Source organism: Microbacterium sp. H1-D42 (assembly GCF_022637555.1).
Lineage (GTDB): Bacteria > Actinomycetota > Actinomycetes > Actinomycetales > Microbacteriaceae > Microbacterium.
In genome coordinates this window covers 3,496,834-3,512,432 of sequence record NZ_CP093342.1, presented here as the reverse complement: position 1 = coordinate 3,512,432, position 15,599 = coordinate 3,496,834, and the positions used below count along the sequence as shown (strand labels likewise).

Here is a 15,599-nt window from a genome sequence, read left to right as displayed (position 1 = left end):
CTATAGCAAATCTTCACCCTCAGCGAGGAGAACCATGACCGCTCAGAACCCCGTCGCCATCGTCACCGGCGGCTCGGCAGGAATCGGCTGGGAGATCGGCCAGCGCCTCGCCGCTGACGGCTACCGCGTGATCGCCGCCGACCGGGTTCCCGGCCTGACGGCCGATGAGAATCCTGTCGGCATCGTCTGGCGTGAGCTCGACGTCACGGATCACGACGGTGTCGACCGCGTCTTCGGTGAGATCGAAGCCGAGTTCGGGCCCATCGAGGTGCTCGTGAACAACGCCGGCATCCAGCGTCACCGCGGACTCGAGGACCTCACCTGGGACGAATGGGCGGCGGTCGTCGACGTCAACCTGCACGGCGTCTTCACCTGCCTGCAGGCGGCCGGTCGCCGCATGCTCGCCCACGGCGGGGGTCGCATCGTGAACATCTCGTCGATCTCGTCGCGAGGGTCTGCCGGTCGTGCGCCGTACGCCACCACGAAGGCCGCCGTCATCGGCCTCACCTCCACTGCCGGCGCCGAATGGGCCGCCCGCGGCGTGCGCGTCAACGCCGTCGCCCCCGGCTACGTCGACACCGGCGTCTTCCGCCAGGGCGTCGAAGCCGGCACGCTCAGCCTCGACACGATCCTCTCGCGCATCCCCGCCAAGCGCCTGGCAGATGCGAGCGAGATCGCTGCGGCAGTGAGCTTTCTCGTCTCGGACCAGTCCCGCTACATGAATGGCCAGACGCTGTATGTCGACGGCGGCTTCATGATCGACTACGGCGTGCCGCTGGCGAAGAAGCCCGAATGACGACGATCGCGCGCATCGACACCGCCACAACGGTGCTGCCGCTGCCCGCGCCGCTGCAGCTGGGTGCGATGACCGTGTCACGCCGCGAGTACACGGCGGTGCGGGTGACCGCCGATGACGGCACCCAGGGCTTCGCGTACTGCCTCTCGCGCGAGGCGCCGATGGCCGAGATCGTCGAGCGGCTCGTCGCCGTGCACGCACTCGGACAGGATGCCGATGATCCCGCGACAGCGTGGGAGCGGATGCTGCGCGGCAGCGCCATCGTCGGACGCGTCGGCCTCGTGCGTCGCGCGATCGGCCTGGTGGACATCGCCCTGTGGGACATCGCGGCCCGCCGTGCCGGCCAGCCGCTGTGGCGCCTGCTCGGCACCGGCGACGCACCGCGGGAGTCGATGCTCGTCGCCGCTTACCCGACGCCGGGACGCACTCCCCGCGAGGTCGCTGACGAGGTGATCGCGCAGGCCGATGGCTGGACCAACGTCAAGATCTCGCGCATGCCGGATCCGGCATATATGCGAGAGCTGATCGGGATGCTGAACGCCGAGCTCCCCGCATCCACCGGTCTCGTCGTCGATGTCGGCTTCGGCTGGCCCAGTGCCGACGTCGCGATCGCCGAGATCGCACAGTGGGATTCAGCGCGCCTGGCCTGGCTGGAGGACCCGCTGCTGCCCGAGGACGCCGCTGGAGTCGCGCGCATCAAGGCGGAGACCGGTCTGCCCGTATCCGTGGGTGACGAGGTCACAGACCCGGCCGTGCTGAAGGCACTGGTCGACGTCGGCGGGGTCGATGTGCTGCGGCTGGACGTCGTCGCGATCGGCGGCGTCACGCCCGCTCGCGAGATGATCCACTGGGCCGGGTCGCGCGGGGTGCCGGTGTCAGGGCACGTGTACCCCGAGGTCACGGCGCACCTCGGCATCGGTGTGGAGACGTTCGCGCGCGGCGTGAATCCTTACGACCCCGCCCCGTCGTTCATCACCGGAGGTCCCCACTTCGAGGGGCGCGTCCGCCCGGCCGATGCCGCGGGTCTTGGGTTCGCACTGGATCCGACGGTGTTCGAGTTCGAGGAGATCTGAGATGGTCGAGCAGCAGTCCGAGGTCGTCGAGGCCGGTGCGCGCAGCGCAGAGGCCGGTGCACGCAGCGTCGTGGTGACCGGCAGCGGCAAGGGCATCGGCCGGGCCATCGCCGAACGGCTCACCGCCGACGGCTGGATCGTGGTCGGGCTGGAGCGCTCACCGGGATCAGGAACCCTTGAAGAGGGCATCGTCGCCGACGTCGTGCTCGGCGACGCCGCCGACCGGCAGGCGCACCTGGCGGCGGCCGAGAAGGCGCGGGCGATCGCGCCGCTCGCCGGCTGGGTGAACAACGCCGGCATCACCAAGCAGACCCCGCTGCACGAGATCGATGAGCACCTGGTGCGCGAGATCGTGGGCATCAACGGCTTCGGCTACGTCTGGGGATGCTCGGTGGCTGTATCGGCCTTTCTCGAGCAGGGCACGCCAGGGGCGATCGTCAACATCGGCTCGATCCATGGCAGGGCCAGCTTCCTCGACCACGGGGCGTACGAGTTCACCAAGGGCGGGATCGACGCACTGACGCGCAGCGTCGCCGTCAGCTACGGCGCACAGGGCATCCGCGCCAACACCGTCGCTCCGGGCGGCGTGCGCACTCCCCACCTCGAGGCGCAGATCGCCGCCTCCGACGACCCCATCGCCGCAGAGCGCGCCCTCGCCGAAGGTCCGCCGATGGGCCGGATCGCGCGTGCCGAAGAAGTCGCTGCGGTGACCGCGTTCCTGCTCTCGGACGAAGCGCCCTACCTCACCGGACAGTCCATCGCCGTGGACGGCGCGTGGACGGCATCCTTCGGCGACATCCGGCGCTGAGAGCGCTCGCGTGCGTGCCCGCCGGCCAGCCATGGACGAGGCTGGTCAGATGAGCTCTGAGAACAGCTGTTCGATGCGACCGCGGATCTCGTCACGGATCGGGCGGACGTCGTCGATGCCCTGGCCGGCGGGGTCATCGAGCTTCCAGTCCTCATAGCGCTTGCCGGGGAAGAACGGGCATGCGTCGCCGCAGCCCATTGTGATGACCACGTCGGAGGCCTGCACGGCTTCCGTGGTGAGTACCTTGGGCTGTTCGGCGGTGATGTCGATGCCTTCCTCGCGCATGGCCTCCACGGCGACGGGGTTGATCTGGTCAGCCGGCATGGAACCGGCCGACCGCACCTCGATGCGGTCGCCGGCGATGTCGCGCAGGAACCCTGCGGCCATCTGGGAGCGGCCGGCGTTGTGCACGCAGACGAAGAGGACGGAGGGCTTGGTGTCGGGCACGGTGGTTCCTCAGGCGTGGTCAGTGGTCAGTGTGGTCAGGAGGTCGCGGACGCGGGCCTCGATGTCGTCGCGGATGGCCGCGGCCCCTTCTGGGGAGGCCAGGGCCGGGTCGCCGACGGACCAGTCCTCGTAGCGGATGCCTGGGATGATCGGACAGACGTCGCCGCATCCCATGGTCACGACGATGTCGGCGGCGCGGACGGCATCGTCGGTGAGGGGTTTCGGGAACGCGATGCCCGCTTCGAGTTCGCTATCGACCTCGGCGAGCAGCGACCTGACGTGCGGGTGCACGTCGGAGGCGGGTGCCGAGCCGGCGGAGCGTGCGATGACCTTGCCGTCCGCGAGCCGATTGACCAGGGCGGCCGCCAGTTGGGAGCGGCCGGCATTCGCGACGCAGACGAACAGGACCTGCGCGGTCCCGGCCGTGCGGTCGCGGCTCAGGTCGGCCAGTCGCTGCCTGGCGAACCGCTCAGTCAGCGGGATCATGTGCTGGGTGAGTTTCGCTGAGCGGACGAGGCCTGCGAAGGATTCGCGGGTGATCGCGACGACGAGATCGTGGTTCAGCTCAGTCAGTTCGTCGGCGAGTTCCTCGGCGAGGCGGGTGACCCGGGCATCCATGGTGCGCAGCGCCTTCGTGCGCTCGGCTCCGTCCTCGGCGGCGTCCAGCGTGGCCGCGGGAGCGAATGCGTCGAGCAGTGCGGTCACGGCCCCTTGGCGGGCGGGAGCGATCCGGTAGTACACCCAGGTGCCGCGACGCTCCGACAGCAGCATTCCGGTCTCTTTGAGCACCTTCAGATGGTGGGAGATCGTCGGCTGGGACACATCAGCGAGCTCGGACAGGTCGCACACGCAGACCTCGCCGCGCGGATCCGTCGAGATGGCCGACAGTATGCGCAGTCGCAGTGGATCGGCGAGTGACTTCAGCGCGTCGGCGACCGTGGTCGCCGACGCGAGGCCGATGGCGTGAGCAGCGACCGGGGTGCAGTTGTCGACCGGGCCCGCGAGTGCGGCGTTCATGAGGTGGTCCTTTCGCCGGTGTGTGGATCGGTGTGGAACCAGGCGCTGGCCGCCCAGAGTGAGACGTAGACGAGCCCGACTAGCACCGGCACCTCGATGAGCGGGCCGACCACTCCGGCGAGGGCCTGACCAGATGTGGCACCGAAGGTGCCGATGGCCACCGCGATGGCGAGCTCGAAGTTGTTGCCAGCCGCGGTGAACGCGAGCGACGTGGAGCGGGCGTAGTTCAGCCCGAGCGCCTTGCCGGTGAGGATGCCGGTGAACCACATGATGGCGAAGTAGACCAGCAGCGGCAGCGCGATGCGAGCGACGTCGAGCGGATTCTGCGTGATTGCCTCGCCCTGCAGCGCGAACAGCAGCACGATCGTGAACAGCAGCCCGTAGAGAGCCCACGGACCGATCACAGGGAGGAACTTCTCTTCGTACCAAGTGCGGCCCTTTCGACGCTCGCCGATCCAGCGGGATGCGAAGCCGGCGACGAGCGGGATGCCGAGGAAGACCAGGACGTTCAGCGCGATCTGCCAGACCGAGATCTCCAGTCCCTGGGTGCCCAGGCCCAGCCATCCTGGCAGGACCGCGAGGTAGAACCAGCCGAGCAGGGAGAAGGCGACGACCTGGAAGACCGAGTTGATCGCGACCAGTACGGCGGTGGCCTCCCGGTCGCCGCAGGCGAGGTCGTTCCAGATCACGACCATGGCGATGCAGCGCGCCAGACCCACGATGATCAGTCCTGTGCGGTACTCGGGCAGGTCGGGCAGGAAGATCCAGGCGAGGGCGAACATCACCGCGGGACCGACCAGCCAGTTCAGCACCAGCGAGGAGACAAGAAGCTTCTTGTCCCCAGTGACGGCGGCGACCTTGTCGTAGCGGACCTTGGCGAGTACCGGGTACATCATCACCAGCAGCCCGAGGGCGATCGGGACGGAGACCCCGCCGACTTCGAGTCGGGTGAGCAGGTCTGACACGGCCGGGATGAGGCGGCCCACGAGGAGCCCGCCGAGCATTGCGAGCCCGATCCACAGCGGCAGCCAACGGTCCAGTGCCGACAGCCTCCGTGCACTCGTCTGAGCGGGCATCCCGGTCACAGTCACTCCAACTCCCCGATCCCCTATTTCGAATCATCTCTATATTGACAGAGATCGAAGCAAGCGATGGTGCGTGTGCGACCTTGTTCACCAAGGCTTCACTTTCCCGGGGTGCGCGAGAGGGCGGCGCCCATACGGGCGCCACCTCTCGACGCGTCTATCAGTCGACGGCGACCGGGCGTGCGCCGATCTGCAGCAGGGCAGGGGCTGCGCAACAGCTGCTGCCCTCGGCATCGAACCCGCCGGCACCGCCGCAGACTCCGGTGTCAGGGAGGACGAGCTCGTTCCGCGCGGCTGCCTCATGGTCACCGGCGAGGTGTGCGACGACGCTGCGCACCTGCTCATAGCCGGTGAGGGCGAGGAACGTCGGTGCGCGCCCGTACGACTTCGCGCCGACGATGAACAGGTCCTGCTCGGGCTGCGCGAGCTGGCGCGCGCCAGTGGCCCCGACGGATCCGCAGGAGTGGATGTTCGGATCAATCTCCGATGCGATCCCAGCTACGGCTTCGAGTGATCCATCCAGGTCGATGCGCACCTCGCGCAGGATGCCGGTGTCCGGGCGGAAACCGGTGAGCGCGAAGACATGTGCGACGCCTGAGATCTCGTGGCCGTTCTCCGCGATGACGGTCACCGCTTCGCCCTCCTGCTCAAACTCGGCGACCCGGAATCCGGTGACTACCTCGACCACCCCAGCCTCGATGACCTTGCGCGCGCGGGATCCGAGCGCGGCCCGCTCGGGCAGCTCATCTCCCGCTCCACCGCCGAACATGTTCGCGGCGCTCCCGCGGCGCAGCAGCCAGGTCACCCGAGTGCCGGGCTCGCGGCGGGCCAGCTCGCTCAAGCGGAGGACAGCATGCGTCGCGGAATGGCCCGCACCCACGACGACCACGTGCGAACCGGCGAGAGCTGAAACATCATCGGGGATGCGGTAGGAGATGCGCTCAGAGGAAACCGCCTCCCCGGCCGCGGGGTATCCGTCGGCCCCCGCAGGGTTGGGGAGGGACCAGGTGCCGCTCGCGTCGATGACAGCGCTGGCGAGGATGCGGCGATCGCGGCCGTCTTGGTCGACGGTGTGCACGACGAACGGGGTGCTCTTCCGGCCGCTCGCGACGACCTTATCCCTCCCCTGTCGCGCGATGCCGGTCACGGTCCTGTCGTAGAGGACTCGATCGCCGAGAGCATCGGCGAGGGGTGCGAGATAGCCGCTCACCCATTCGTCCCCCGTCGGGTAACCGCTCGCCGGTGCGGTCCAGCCGGATTGCTCGAGCAGGCGCCTGGCTGCAGTGTCTGTCAGCTCCGGCCAGCCAGAGAACAGGCGCACGTGCCCCCACTCGGACACGGCCGCGCCAGCACCCCCGCCGCGTTCGACGACGACCACGTCGAGGCCACGCTCGGTCAGATGGGCGGCGGCGGCCAGGCCCTGCGGGCCAGCTCCGACGACGACGACAGGAAGCTCGGACATCACATCTCCTCGAATCGAAGAACTTCAATACGAGTACGTTTACGCACCTATCGAAGTTTGTCAATACGTGTAAGAATATCCGCATGAGCCTTCCCGCGACCATCGACCAGAGCACATGCTGCGTGCCCCGCGTCACCGCGTCGATCACCGCCGAGGAAGCCGAACGCGCCGCCCGCGTCTTCAAGGCCATCGGGGATCCCACCCGCGTCATGCTGCTCTCGCTCATCGCCGGCACCGAAGGAGGCGAGGCCTGCATCTGCGACCTGATCGAACCGGTCGGCCTGTCGCAGGCGACGGTGTCGCACCACATGAGGCTCCTCACCGAAGCCGGACTCGTCACCAGGGAGCAGCGCGGAAAGTGGGCGTACTTCTCCCTTGACGACCGCGCGCTTGACGCTGCCGCTGACGCGCTTCGCCCGGAGTATTGAGCCCCGCGAGTCAGGTCGGAAGCGCAAGCCTGGATAGTTCGACCAGGTTCCGTACCAAGGATCGGCGCCGGCGCGTCAGGCCTTGAGCATCGAGGCGCGCGAGATGAGTCCGTCGACCACGTCGAAGGTCGCGATGGTCTCGGTCGAGACACCGGCATTGATGACCTGCTCCTGCGCGACGACCCATCGGCTGCCGAACAGCACGCTGGTGTCGATCACGCACGACAGCTCGGGGTTCTGCAGGCGGGGTTCGTAGAACGCGCGGATCGCCGCTGATCCGACGATCGGCTCTGGCGTGACGCCGGTGATGACGGCATCCGCCGCGTACGTCGCGACGAATGCGTCGAGATCATGCGCGTTGAAGGCGTCCAATTGGGCCTGGACGGTGTCCATGGCGCTGCGAGTCTCAGTCAATGCGAACTCCTCCGTTGACGTCGTAGGTCGCGCCGGTGATGAACCGGGCGCGCTCGGATGCCAGCGACGCGATGATCCACGCGACGTCGGCCGGCTGGCCGAATTCGCCGAGCGGGATGCCCGACTCGAGCTTCGCGCGGGCCTCTGGCGACAGCTCGCTCGTGATCGCGCTGGCGACGGGGCCAGGGGTGACCGCGTTCACGCGGATGCCCTCGGATGCCAGATGGCGGGCGAAGCTGCGGGTGATCGCCAGGAGTGCGCCCTTGCTCGCGGCGTAGTGGATGCCGGTCTGCAGTGCCCCGACCTGACCGGCGATCGACGAGATGTTGATGACCGAGCGGTCACCCTCAGCGGCGCGCAGCAGGCGGAGCGCGGCGCGGGTGAGCAGGAACGTGCCGCGGGCGTTCGTCTCGAGGACGAAGTCCCACTCCTCGATGTCGATGTCGTCGTAGCCCGTGTAAGGGCAGACGCCACCGTTGTTGATGAGCACGTGCAGCGCGCCCCACGCCTCGGTGATCTCGGCGATCAGTGCGCTGATCGAGTCGGGATCGCGCAGATCGAGACGCGAGACGTGTGCTTCGGGCGCACCGGCGGCGAGGCACTCCTCGGCGACACGGGCGGCTTCGGCCTCGCGCCCGGTGTAGGTGATCCATACGGCGGCGCCGGAGCTGGCGAGTTCGAGGGCGGCGGCCGTTCCGATACCGGAACTGGCGCCGGTGATGAGGGCACGGCGAACAGTCATACTCAAGACGCTATAGCAAAATACCGGGAACAGATACCTCTGGCGTCGGCTCTGCTAGATGCTATAGCATTTGACCTCATGGCTGACCATCACATCCTCATCACCGACTGCGACCTGCCAGGCGACGCCGCCGAGCAGACCCTGCGCGCGGCTGGTCTCAGCGCCGAACGGGCGCACGAGACCTCGTTCGACACGCTCGCCGCGCTGGGCGCCGAGGCAGAGGGGCTCATCGTGCAGTGGCACCGGATCGACGGTGACCTGATGGACCGCATGCCCAACCTGAAGATGATCAGCCGGCTGGGCATCGGCTACGACATGATCGACGTCGCCGCGGCGACCGCACGCGGCATCGCCGTGGCGAACACCCCCAGCTACTGCATCGAAGAGGTCGCCGCGCACACCATCGCCATGATCATGACGCAGGCGCGCGGCCTGCCCGCGTACGACGCCGCCCTGCGTGCAGGGGAGTGGAAGCCGGTCGCTGCCCGACCGATGGCCGTGCGCCCCTCGCGCACCACGGTGTCGGTGCTGGGCTTCGGGCGGATCGGCTCGCTCGTGGCCCGCGGATGCCGCGCGCTCGGCTTCCGGGTGCTCGTCGCCGATCCCTACGCTCCCGCTGAGGCGATCACGGATGCCGGCTGCGAGCCGTGCTCCATCGACGACGCCATCGCCGCAGCCGACCTCCTCACCCTGCACGTGCCGCTGACCGACGCGACGCGGCACCTGATCGACGCGACGTCGATCGCGACGATGAAGCCGGGTGCGGTGATCGTGAACACCTGCCGCGGCCCGTTGATCGATGAGGATGCCCTCGTCGCGGCCCTGCACAGCGGCCGCATCGGCGCCGCAGCACTGGATGTGTTCGAGGCCGAGCCCCTCGCACCGGATGCTGCGCTGCGCGACGCCCCGAACGTGCTGCTCACCCCGCATGCCGCCTGGTACTCGCCCGAGGCGCTGGAGGACCTTCCGGTGCACGCCGCCGAGAACATCATCCGCTTCCTCGCCGGCGAGCAGGTCGGCGCGATCGTCAACCCGGACTACGCCGCCCGCTGAGGCTGCTCAATTCCACAGGACGATTGCAACTCCACAGGATGTTGCGCGCCGGATCATCCTGTGGAAGTGGAGTCGTCCTGCAAAGTCGGGACGGCTCAACCGCCGAACGGCAGCACTGGCAGCCCGCGCACGCCGAGATCGGCGGCGTACAGTGAGCCGGCCTCGGTGCCGTGGTCGGATGCCAGGCCTTCGGCGGACGTCGTGATGAACAGCGTGCCGAGATCCGTGCCGCCGAAGGTGCAGGCACTCGCCTGCGGCACCGGCAGGTCGATCCGCTCGATCAGCGCGCCTGCGGCGTCGTAGCCCTGCACGGCGAAGCCGCCCCAGAGCGCGACCCAGATGCTGCCGTCGGCGGCGACGCACAGGCCGTCCGGTGAGCCCTGATCTGCGGGGATCTCGACGAACGGTCGCCGCCCGACGAGCGCCCCGTCGACGAAGTCGAACTGATCGATGCGCTGCGTGGCGGTGTCGGCGTAGTACGCGTGCAGGCCGTCGGCGCTGAAGCCGATGCCGTTCGAGATCGTCACATCCGTGAGGACCGTGCGCGACGAGAAGTCGGTGTCGATGACCCGCAGCTCGGCGGCACCCGGCGTCGCGGCGTACGCCATGGACCCCGTCAGCAGTAGGCCGTTCGGGTCACAGCATCCATCGTTCATGCGAATCGCGGGATCGTCGAGCAGGTGCGCGACCGCGCGCGTCTCGCCGTCGGCGGTGTCCGCGAGGTACAGCGTGCGGGCGCCGACGGCGACGAATCCGCCGTTCGTGCGTGGGCGGGCGAAGGCGAGGTACTCGTCGTCGATGTGTCGGCGATGCACGCCGTCCTCGCGCAGCGAGAGCAGGTCGCCAGCGGTGCCGTCGACCCAGCGCAGCCCGCCCCAGGCCTCGGCCCAGACCGGCCCCTCGGCGTGGTGCGCAACCGGGCCGGTGACGTTCGCGGCGATCATGGAGTGCCGTCTTCGCGCTTGATGCGCATCGGCTCGGGCTCGGGCTCGGGCGGAGTGGATGCTGTCCGCGGCGCAGCCGGGGGTTCATGCCGCATCGTCGGCAGCTCGCCGGCGACCTTCTTCTTCAGCACGTCGACGGCCTCGTCCGAGAGCAGGATCAGCCCGTCGAGCTCTTCGCGCACGCGCTTGTACGCGACGTTGCGCTCGGCCTGGGTGGCGGCCTCATCCAGCGCGACGGTCAGCATGTGCTGGGCGCGATCGAGGCGCTTGCGCTCAGCCTCGGTGAAGGTCGAGTTGCGCAGGCGCCTGGCGTCGCGTTCGGCGACTTCAAACGCCACTGCGTAGTTGCCGACGGCATCCAGATACTCGGCGACCTCGGTCTCGCTCACTTTGGCATCCGATGAATCCGGGCGCAGGGTGTCGGCGATCTTCTTGGCACGCAGGAATGCGGCGGTCAGTGGCTGGCGACCGTCGCTCATGGCGGGGAACGCGATCAGCTTCGCGACATCGAGTTCATAGTCGAGCCACCGCGCGGTGATCTCGTCGTGCTCGGTGAAGAGCTTGTCGAGCATGTGCTTCGATGACGCCCGCTCTCCGGCCGCGACCTCGCGGGCGCTCTGCTTCGGCACGGCGATGCCGCGAGCGGCGAGCTGGGCGGTCTTGAGCTCGCCCTTCAGGCGCAGCGTCTCCATGCGCCGCTCATGACGGCGCTTGGCGCTGCGCTCCATCGCCTTGTTGATGCCACCGATCGCGCCCGTCGCCATACCGATGATGGGGAAGGCCAGCCACCAGTAGTTACCGGCGAAATCCCAGAAGTCTTGCATGATGCCCTCAGCCTACTTCTGCGCCTGACCCGTGTCCGCAAAGAAGATCAAGCAAGACGGGCGCGGGCGGAGCACGATGGACCCCATGGATACGGCATCAGACACCTTCGCCGCCTTCGTCGACCGCCTCGCCGAGGCGATGGCCGATGATCAGGCCGGGCGCATCGACGCTGCCGCGCTCGCGAGCGGCTTCGGCTTCTCGCGCTACCACTTCGATCGGCTGATCCGGCAGATGGCGGATGAGTCGCCGGGGGCCTTCCGTCGCCGCATCCTGCTCGAGCGGGCGGCATTCCGGATGCTGACCACCGACGCTCTGCTGATCGACATCGCCGTCGATGCCGGCTACGGCTCGCATGAGGCGTTCACCCGGGCATTCCAGCGGTCATTCGGCGAAGCGCCGGCGCAGTGGCGCAGGCAGCCGGGGCAGATCCGCATCGCCGCGGCGAACGACGTGCACTTCCACCCACCGGGGAGCATCCGGCTCCCCCCGAGAGATGAGGTAACCGAAATGGATCTTCTGACAAGCATGGTGGAGCACCACGTCCGCCTGACCGGCGAGATGATCGCCGTCGCGGGCAGGCTCGACGATGCTGAGCTCGACCAGCCGATCGTCCTGGATGTCGACGAGGATGTGCAGACCATCCGGTCGCTGCTGGCCAGGCTCGTCGGGCAGCTGGCGATGTGGAACGCCGTGATGGCGGGCCGTTCGTACGATCTGTCTGTCGAGGCGGGCCAGTCGCTCGGTGAGATGCGCGGGATCCTCGACGTCGAGGGCCCGGCGTTCCTCGCGCATGTGCGCGACGTCACGTCCGAGAACCGGCTCGATGAGACGTTCGTGGATGCCAGTGGCGAGCCTGTCGAGATGATCAGCTACGGCGGCAACCTCGCGCACATCCTCACCTTCGCCGCGCACCGCCGCACCCTGGTGCTGCTGGCGCTGGATGCCCACGGCCAGGGCGAGCTGGGTTGGGGCGATCCGCGGTTCGCGGTCGCTGAAGCCCGCGGGTGATCCCAATTCGCGTCGACAGGCTCAGATGGCCTCCGCGCACGGGACGCACAGCTCGGCGAACGGCCGCACCGCCAGGCGCGCAGCCGGGATCGGCTTGCCGCAGTTCGCACACACCCCGTAGGTGCCTGCATCGACGCGTGCGAGCGCAGCGTCGAATCGGCGCAGTTCGTCGGCGGCAGCATCCGACAGCGCCGACAGGCGCGACCACTCCGACGACAGCGTGACCCCCTCGGGGTCGTGCTCGTCGTCGTCGTTGGATCCCTGCCGGACGCGTAAGAGTTCGGCGAGGGTGGATGCTGCCGCCGCAGCGCGCACGGCAGCATCCGCCCTCAGCTTCTCGAGGTTCGCGCGCACGTCACTCATGCGGCCACCTTATGCCGGACGGTCGTCCGCTACAGCGTCCTGCATTTGCCGCATCGATCGACGCAGCAGATGCAGGAACCTGGCGCGCACGCGCCGGAGGGTGACCGCCTGCCGAAGGGCTCAGGCCGCCTCGGCCTCTTCTTCGGCGTCGATCTTCGCCAGGACGGCGTCGCCAAGGGCGCGCACGTCGTCGGCGTAGCGGGCGACGACCGCATCTGAATCGCCCAGCGACCACTCAGGGGTGTAATCGGTCTGTGCGATCGTGAACGACGCATCGGTGTCGACGAGGTCGAGGCCGATGAACTCCAGCACCTGGCGCAGCTGGGCAGCCGATGCGAGGCCGCCGCGGCCGCCGTAGCTGATGATGGCGCTCGGCTTGTTCTTCCACTCGGCGTAGATGTAGTCGATGGCGTTCTTCAGTGCAGCGGGGTAGCCGGCGTTGTACTGCGGGGTGACGAAGATCACGCCGTCGCTCTCGGCGATCAGGTTCGCCCACGCGACCGTGTGCGCGTTCTGGTACTGGTTCATACCTGCCATCAGCGGCTCATCGAGCATGGGCAGCGCGACCTCAGCGAGGTCGAGGATCTGGATCTCGGCGTCGAGGTTCGTGGACAGGGTCGAGGCGACCGAGTCGGCGAGCTGGCGGCCGATGCGCACGGGGCGTGCGCTGCCGACGATGACACTGATGCGAGGGGTGGAGGACAAGATGATCCTTTCGGTTTGCATACGCGTGAATAGAACCGAGAGCGAATGCTGGGTATTCCGCCGTCCGCCGCTCGCCACCTGCCGGTCTTCTGAGCGATACCCCCAGGGGTATCTGATACCCTCGGGGGTATACCGTCGTAAGGAGATCTCAGAGATATGTGTCGAGCAGTGACCTGCCGGAAGTGCGGAAAGACCACGTGGGCCGGATGCGGCCAGCACGTCGACAGCGTCATGCGCGGTGTTCGTCCCGCCGACCGCTGCAGTGGTCACGAGAACGAGCCGCGCACCGGTCTCTTCGCCAAGCTGTTCGGAAAGGCGTGATCGCATGCGCGTGATCATCATCGGCGGCGTCGCCGGCGGCATGTCGGCAGCCACCCGCCTGCGTCGACTCGACGAGAACGCCGAGATCATCGTGATCGAGCAGGGCGACTACGTCAGCTTCGCCAATTGCGGCCTGCCGTACTACGTCGGCGGTGTCATCGCCGAGCGTCAGTCCCTGCTGCTGCAGACGCCGCAGTCGCTGCGCGCCCGATTCAACCTCGACGTGCGCACCCGTCAGACCGCCGTCGCGATCGACCGGGCGGCGCGCACCGTCGCCATCCGCGACGCCCGCTCCGGTGAGGTCGCGCACGAGTCCTACGATCACCTGGTCCTCGCCACGGGCGCGACCTCGCGTGATGTATTCGCTCAGGTCGATGGCGGCCCCGTGGTCTCGACCCTGCGCACCATGGACGACGTCGACCGCATCACCCTCGCTCTCGACGAGGTGCCAGGAGCCGGTCGCGCCGTCGTCGCAGGCGGCGGATTCATCGGGCTCGAGGCCGTCGAGAACCTGGTGCACCGCGGACTCGACGTCACCCTCGTGCAGCACAGCGCCCACCCGCTCAGCCCCCTCGACCCCGAGATGGCCGCGATCGTCGTCGACGAATTGCGCGCCCGCGGCGTCGAGCTGCGCACGCACACGTCGGTTGACGCGCTGGACGCGGACGGCGTGCACCTCGACGACGGCAGCATCGTGCCAGCCGACATCGTGATCGATGCCCGTGGCGTGCGCCCGGCAGCATCCATCGCCACGGCCGCTGGACTCGTCGCAGGACCCACCGGCGGCATCGCCGTCGACGCACTGCAGCGCACCAGCGACCCGCGCATCTTCGCCGTCGGCGACGCCGTGGAGAAGATCGACGCGATCTCGGCCGAGCCGACGCTGGTCACGATGGCGGGGCTCGCGAACCGCCACGGCCGCACCGTCGCCGACGTCATCGCGTGGGAGGCCGGGCTGCTCGACGAGCGGCCCGCTGATGCGCTGCCCGCCGTCGGCACGTCGATCGTCGGCGTCTTCGGCCTGGCTGTCGCGATGGTCGGGTGGAACGAGAAGCGGCTGTCGGATGCTGGGCGCGAGCACCGCGTCATCCACGCGCACCCCGTCGACCACGCCGCGTACTACCCAGGGGCAGAGCGACTGACGATGAAGCTGATCGTCGATCCAGACACCGACCTCATCCTCGGCGCACAGGTCATCGGACGCAGCGGCGCCGACAAGCGCATCGACATCATCGCGACCACCATGCAAGCCGGGCTCACCGCCACCCAGCTGAGCCGTCTCGAGCTCGCCTACGCTCCGCAGTACGGCTCGGCGAAGGACCCGGTGAACATGCTCGGCTACATCGCCGACAACGCCGCGACCGGTCTGACCGACAGCATCCAATGGCACGAGCTCTCGGCTGCGGTGGATGCCGGCGCGACCGTCATCGATGTGCGCACCGAGTCGGAGTACGAGCGCGGCGCGATCCCAGGCAGCCTCAACGTCTCGGTCGACGACCTGCGCACACGGATCGACGAGCTGCCCCACGGCGAGCTGATCGTGCACTGCCAGGTCGGCCAGCGCGGCCACACCGCCGTGCGGCTGCTGCGCCAGCACGGTCGCTCGGCCCGCAACCTCGACGGCGGCTACCTCACGTGGCACGCCGGAATGCGGATGCGCGCCGGCACCCGCACGAATACGACGAAACCCGCAGTGAAGGAGTTGGCATGAGCAGCACCCAGGCTTCAGCAGAAGAGATCCGCAAGGTCGTCAACCGGCTCAAGCGGGCGCGCGGCCAGCTCAGCGCGGTGATCGACGCCATGGAGGACGAGGCCGACTGCCGCGACGTCGTGCTGCAGCTGGCCGCCGTCGGCAAGGCCATCGACCGCGCCGGTTTCACGGTCATCAGCACAGCACTGCGCAACTGCGTGACGGATGCTGAGCAGGGCAGGGCCGCGGAAGACGATGGTGCCCCGACCGTCGCAGAGCTCGAGAAGCTCTTCCTCACACTCGCCTGAGCACGGATGCGCCGGCGACACGTCCGGTTCGGAGGAGAACGCACGAACTGCAGGAGGGCTTCGGCCCCAGCATCCTGCATTTCGTGCGTTCTCCGGCATTTCGCGCGCGC

The 15,599-nt window shown here is 68.4% G+C and carries 18 protein-coding genes; 8 read left to right on the top strand and 10 right to left on the bottom strand.

The window, feature by feature from the left end; translation table 11 throughout:
* Positions 1 to 34: 34 nt before the first annotated feature.
* From MNR00_RS16545 to MNR00_RS16535, 3 genes are read left to right on the top strand one after another with little or no spacing between them, the layout of a single operon-like run.
* Complete coding sequence (locus MNR00_RS16545; protein WP_241927002.1) at positions 35 to 796, top strand: SDR family oxidoreductase; 762 nt, start codon at positions 35 to 37, stop codon at positions 794 to 796.
* Positions 793 to 1,869 (top strand): enolase C-terminal domain-like protein, encoded by a 1,077-nt coding sequence (locus tag MNR00_RS16540; protein WP_241927001.1) that lies wholly within the window; start codon positions 793 to 795, stop codon positions 1,867 to 1,869. The genes MNR00_RS16545 and MNR00_RS16540 overlap by 4 nt, the downstream gene beginning before the upstream one ends.
* 1 nt (position 1,870) lies before the next feature.
* On the top strand, positions 1,871 to 2,677 hold the full coding sequence (locus MNR00_RS16535; protein ID WP_241927000.1) for an SDR family oxidoreductase: 807 nt from the start codon (positions 1,871 to 1,873) through the stop codon (positions 2,675 to 2,677).
* A 45-nt stretch (positions 2,678 to 2,722) separates the two neighbouring features.
* On the opposite strand, the gene MNR00_RS16530 is transcribed toward MNR00_RS16535, so the two are convergent.
* From MNR00_RS16530 to MNR00_RS16515, 4 genes are all read right to left on the bottom strand, one after another.
* A complete protein-coding gene (locus tag MNR00_RS16530; RefSeq protein ID WP_241926999.1) occupies positions 2,723 to 3,124 on the bottom strand; it encodes an arsenate reductase ArsC in 402 nt (133 codons plus the stop codon).
* 9 nt (positions 3,125 to 3,133) lie between these two features.
* Positions 3,134 to 4,141, bottom strand: a complete 1,008-nt coding sequence (locus MNR00_RS16525) for a metalloregulator ArsR/SmtB family transcription factor (RefSeq protein WP_241926998.1) — start codon at positions 4,139 to 4,141, stop codon at positions 3,134 to 3,136.
* On the bottom strand, positions 4,138 to 5,217 hold the full coding sequence (arsB, locus tag MNR00_RS16520; protein WP_241926997.1) for an ACR3 family arsenite efflux transporter: 1,080 nt from the start codon (positions 5,215 to 5,217) through the stop codon (positions 4,138 to 4,140). The genes MNR00_RS16525 and arsB overlap by 4 nt, the downstream gene beginning before the upstream one ends.
* A 169-nt stretch (positions 5,218 to 5,386) precedes the next feature.
* Positions 5,387 to 6,688, bottom strand: coding sequence for an FAD-dependent oxidoreductase (locus tag MNR00_RS16515; protein ID WP_241926996.1), 1,302 nt, complete (start codon positions 6,686 to 6,688; stop codon positions 5,387 to 5,389).
* An 83-nt stretch (positions 6,689 to 6,771) separates the two neighbouring features.
* Between MNR00_RS16515 and MNR00_RS16510 the strand changes: the two genes are divergently transcribed.
* Positions 6,772 to 7,116, top strand: coding sequence for a metalloregulator ArsR/SmtB family transcription factor (locus tag MNR00_RS16510; RefSeq protein ID WP_241926995.1), 345 nt, complete (start codon positions 6,772 to 6,774; stop codon positions 7,114 to 7,116).
* Between the two features lie 75 nt (positions 7,117 to 7,191).
* On the opposite strand, the gene MNR00_RS16505 is transcribed toward MNR00_RS16510, so the two are convergent.
* Both MNR00_RS16505 and MNR00_RS16500 read right to left on the bottom strand, forming a co-directional pair.
* Positions 7,192 to 7,530 carry a nuclear transport factor 2 family protein gene (locus MNR00_RS16505; protein WP_241926994.1) on the bottom strand — a complete coding sequence of 113 codons (339 nt, stop codon included), beginning with the start codon at positions 7,528 to 7,530 and terminating at the stop codon, positions 7,192 to 7,194.
* Positions 7,523 to 8,272 carry an SDR family oxidoreductase gene (locus MNR00_RS16500; protein WP_241926993.1) on the bottom strand — a complete coding sequence of 250 codons (750 nt, stop codon included), beginning with the start codon at positions 8,270 to 8,272 and terminating at the stop codon, positions 7,523 to 7,525. Before MNR00_RS16500 ends, MNR00_RS16505 begins: the two co-directional genes overlap by 8 nt.
* Before the next feature lie 78 nt (positions 8,273 to 8,350).
* Here MNR00_RS16500 and MNR00_RS16495 point away from each other — a divergent pair, with 78 nt between their 5' ends.
* Complete coding sequence (locus tag MNR00_RS16495; RefSeq protein ID WP_241926992.1) at positions 8,351 to 9,325, top strand: C-terminal binding protein; 975 nt, start codon at positions 8,351 to 8,353, stop codon at positions 9,323 to 9,325.
* 95 nt (positions 9,326 to 9,420) lie between these two features.
* Here the strand turns inward: MNR00_RS16495 and MNR00_RS16490 are convergent, their stop codons facing one another.
* Together MNR00_RS16490 and MNR00_RS16485 are read right to left on the bottom strand one after the other, a co-directional pair.
* Positions 9,421 to 10,269 (bottom strand): SMP-30/gluconolactonase/LRE family protein, encoded by an 849-nt coding sequence (locus MNR00_RS16490; protein WP_241926991.1) that lies wholly within the window; start codon positions 10,267 to 10,269, stop codon positions 9,421 to 9,423.
* The gene (locus MNR00_RS16485; RefSeq protein WP_241926990.1) at positions 10,266 to 11,093 is read right to left on the bottom strand and encodes a hypothetical protein; all 828 of its coding nucleotides are present in this window, start codon (positions 11,091 to 11,093) and stop codon (positions 10,266 to 10,268) included. The genes MNR00_RS16490 and MNR00_RS16485 overlap by 4 nt, the downstream gene beginning before the upstream one ends.
* An 85-nt stretch (positions 11,094 to 11,178) precedes the next feature.
* On the opposite strand from MNR00_RS16485, the gene MNR00_RS16480 reads away from it, so the two are divergent.
* Positions 11,179 to 12,102: an AraC family transcriptional regulator gene (locus tag MNR00_RS16480; RefSeq protein ID WP_241926989.1), complete on the top strand. Its 924-nt coding sequence runs from the start codon at positions 11,179 to 11,181 to the stop codon at positions 12,100 to 12,102.
* Between the two features lie 21 nt (positions 12,103 to 12,123).
* On the opposite strand, the gene MNR00_RS16475 is transcribed toward MNR00_RS16480, so the two are convergent.
* Together MNR00_RS16475 and MNR00_RS16470 are read right to left on the bottom strand one after the other, a co-directional pair.
* Positions 12,124 to 12,465: a TraR/DksA family transcriptional regulator gene (locus MNR00_RS16475; RefSeq protein WP_241926988.1), complete on the bottom strand. Its 342-nt coding sequence runs from the start codon at positions 12,463 to 12,465 to the stop codon at positions 12,124 to 12,126.
* A 120-nt stretch (positions 12,466 to 12,585) separates the two neighbouring features.
* Complete coding sequence (locus MNR00_RS16470; protein ID WP_241926987.1) at positions 12,586 to 13,170, bottom strand: NAD(P)H-dependent oxidoreductase; 585 nt, start codon at positions 13,168 to 13,170, stop codon at positions 12,586 to 12,588.
* A 325-nt stretch (positions 13,171 to 13,495) separates the two neighbouring features.
* Here MNR00_RS16470 and MNR00_RS16465 point away from each other — a divergent pair, with 325 nt between their 5' ends.
* Positions 13,496 to 15,202, top strand: coding sequence for an FAD-dependent oxidoreductase (locus MNR00_RS16465; protein ID WP_241926986.1), 1,707 nt, complete (start codon positions 13,496 to 13,498; stop codon positions 15,200 to 15,202).
* Positions 15,199 to 15,489 (top strand): metal-sensitive transcriptional regulator, encoded by a 291-nt coding sequence (locus MNR00_RS16460; protein ID WP_241926985.1) that lies wholly within the window; start codon positions 15,199 to 15,201, stop codon positions 15,487 to 15,489. Before MNR00_RS16465 ends, MNR00_RS16460 begins: the two co-directional genes overlap by 4 nt.
* Positions 15,490 to 15,599 lie beyond the last annotated feature (110 nt).

Bases quoted from the DNA above. Each gene is read 5' to 3' on its own strand.
- MNR00_RS16545 (WP_241927002.1), top strand. From the start codon at position 35: ATGACCGCTCAGAACCCCGTCGCCATCGTCACCGGCGGCTCGGCAGGA.
- MNR00_RS16540 (WP_241927001.1), top strand. From the start codon at position 793: ATGACGACGATCGCGCGCATCGACACCGCCACAACGGTGCTGCCGCTG.
- MNR00_RS16535 (WP_241927000.1), top strand. From the start codon at position 1,871: ATGGTCGAGCAGCAGTCCGAGGTCGTCGAGGCCGGTGCGCGCAGCGCA.
- MNR00_RS16525 (WP_241926998.1), bottom strand. From the start codon at position 4,141: ATGAACGCCGCACTCGCGGGCCCGGTCGACAACTGCACCCCGGTCGCT.
- arsB (WP_241926997.1), bottom strand. From the start codon at position 5,217: ATGCCCGCTCAGACGAGTGCACGGAGGCTGTCGGCACTGGACCGTTGG.
- MNR00_RS16515 (WP_241926996.1), bottom strand. From the start codon at position 6,688: ATGTCCGAGCTTCCTGTCGTCGTCGTCGGAGCTGGCCCGCAGGGCCTG.
- MNR00_RS16510 (WP_241926995.1), top strand. From the start codon at position 6,772: ATGAGCCTTCCCGCGACCATCGACCAGAGCACATGCTGCGTGCCCCGC.
- MNR00_RS16500 (WP_241926993.1), bottom strand. From the start codon at position 8,272: ATGACTGTTCGCCGTGCCCTCATCACCGGCGCCAGTTCCGGTATCGGA.
- MNR00_RS16495 (WP_241926992.1), top strand. From the start codon at position 8,351: ATGGCTGACCATCACATCCTCATCACCGACTGCGACCTGCCAGGCGAC.
- MNR00_RS16490 (WP_241926991.1), bottom strand. From the start codon at position 10,269: ATGATCGCCGCGAACGTCACCGGCCCGGTTGCGCACCACGCCGAGGGG.
- MNR00_RS16485 (WP_241926990.1), bottom strand. From the start codon at position 11,093: ATGCAAGACTTCTGGGATTTCGCCGGTAACTACTGGTGGCTGGCCTTC.
- MNR00_RS16480 (WP_241926989.1), top strand. From the start codon at position 11,179: ATGGATACGGCATCAGACACCTTCGCCGCCTTCGTCGACCGCCTCGCC.
- MNR00_RS16475 (WP_241926988.1), bottom strand. From the start codon at position 12,465: ATGAGTGACGTGCGCGCGAACCTCGAGAAGCTGAGGGCGGATGCTGCC.
- MNR00_RS16465 (WP_241926986.1), top strand. From the start codon at position 13,496: ATGCGCGTGATCATCATCGGCGGCGTCGCCGGCGGCATGTCGGCAGCC.
- MNR00_RS16460 (WP_241926985.1), top strand. From the start codon at position 15,199: ATGAGCAGCACCCAGGCTTCAGCAGAAGAGATCCGCAAGGTCGTCAAC.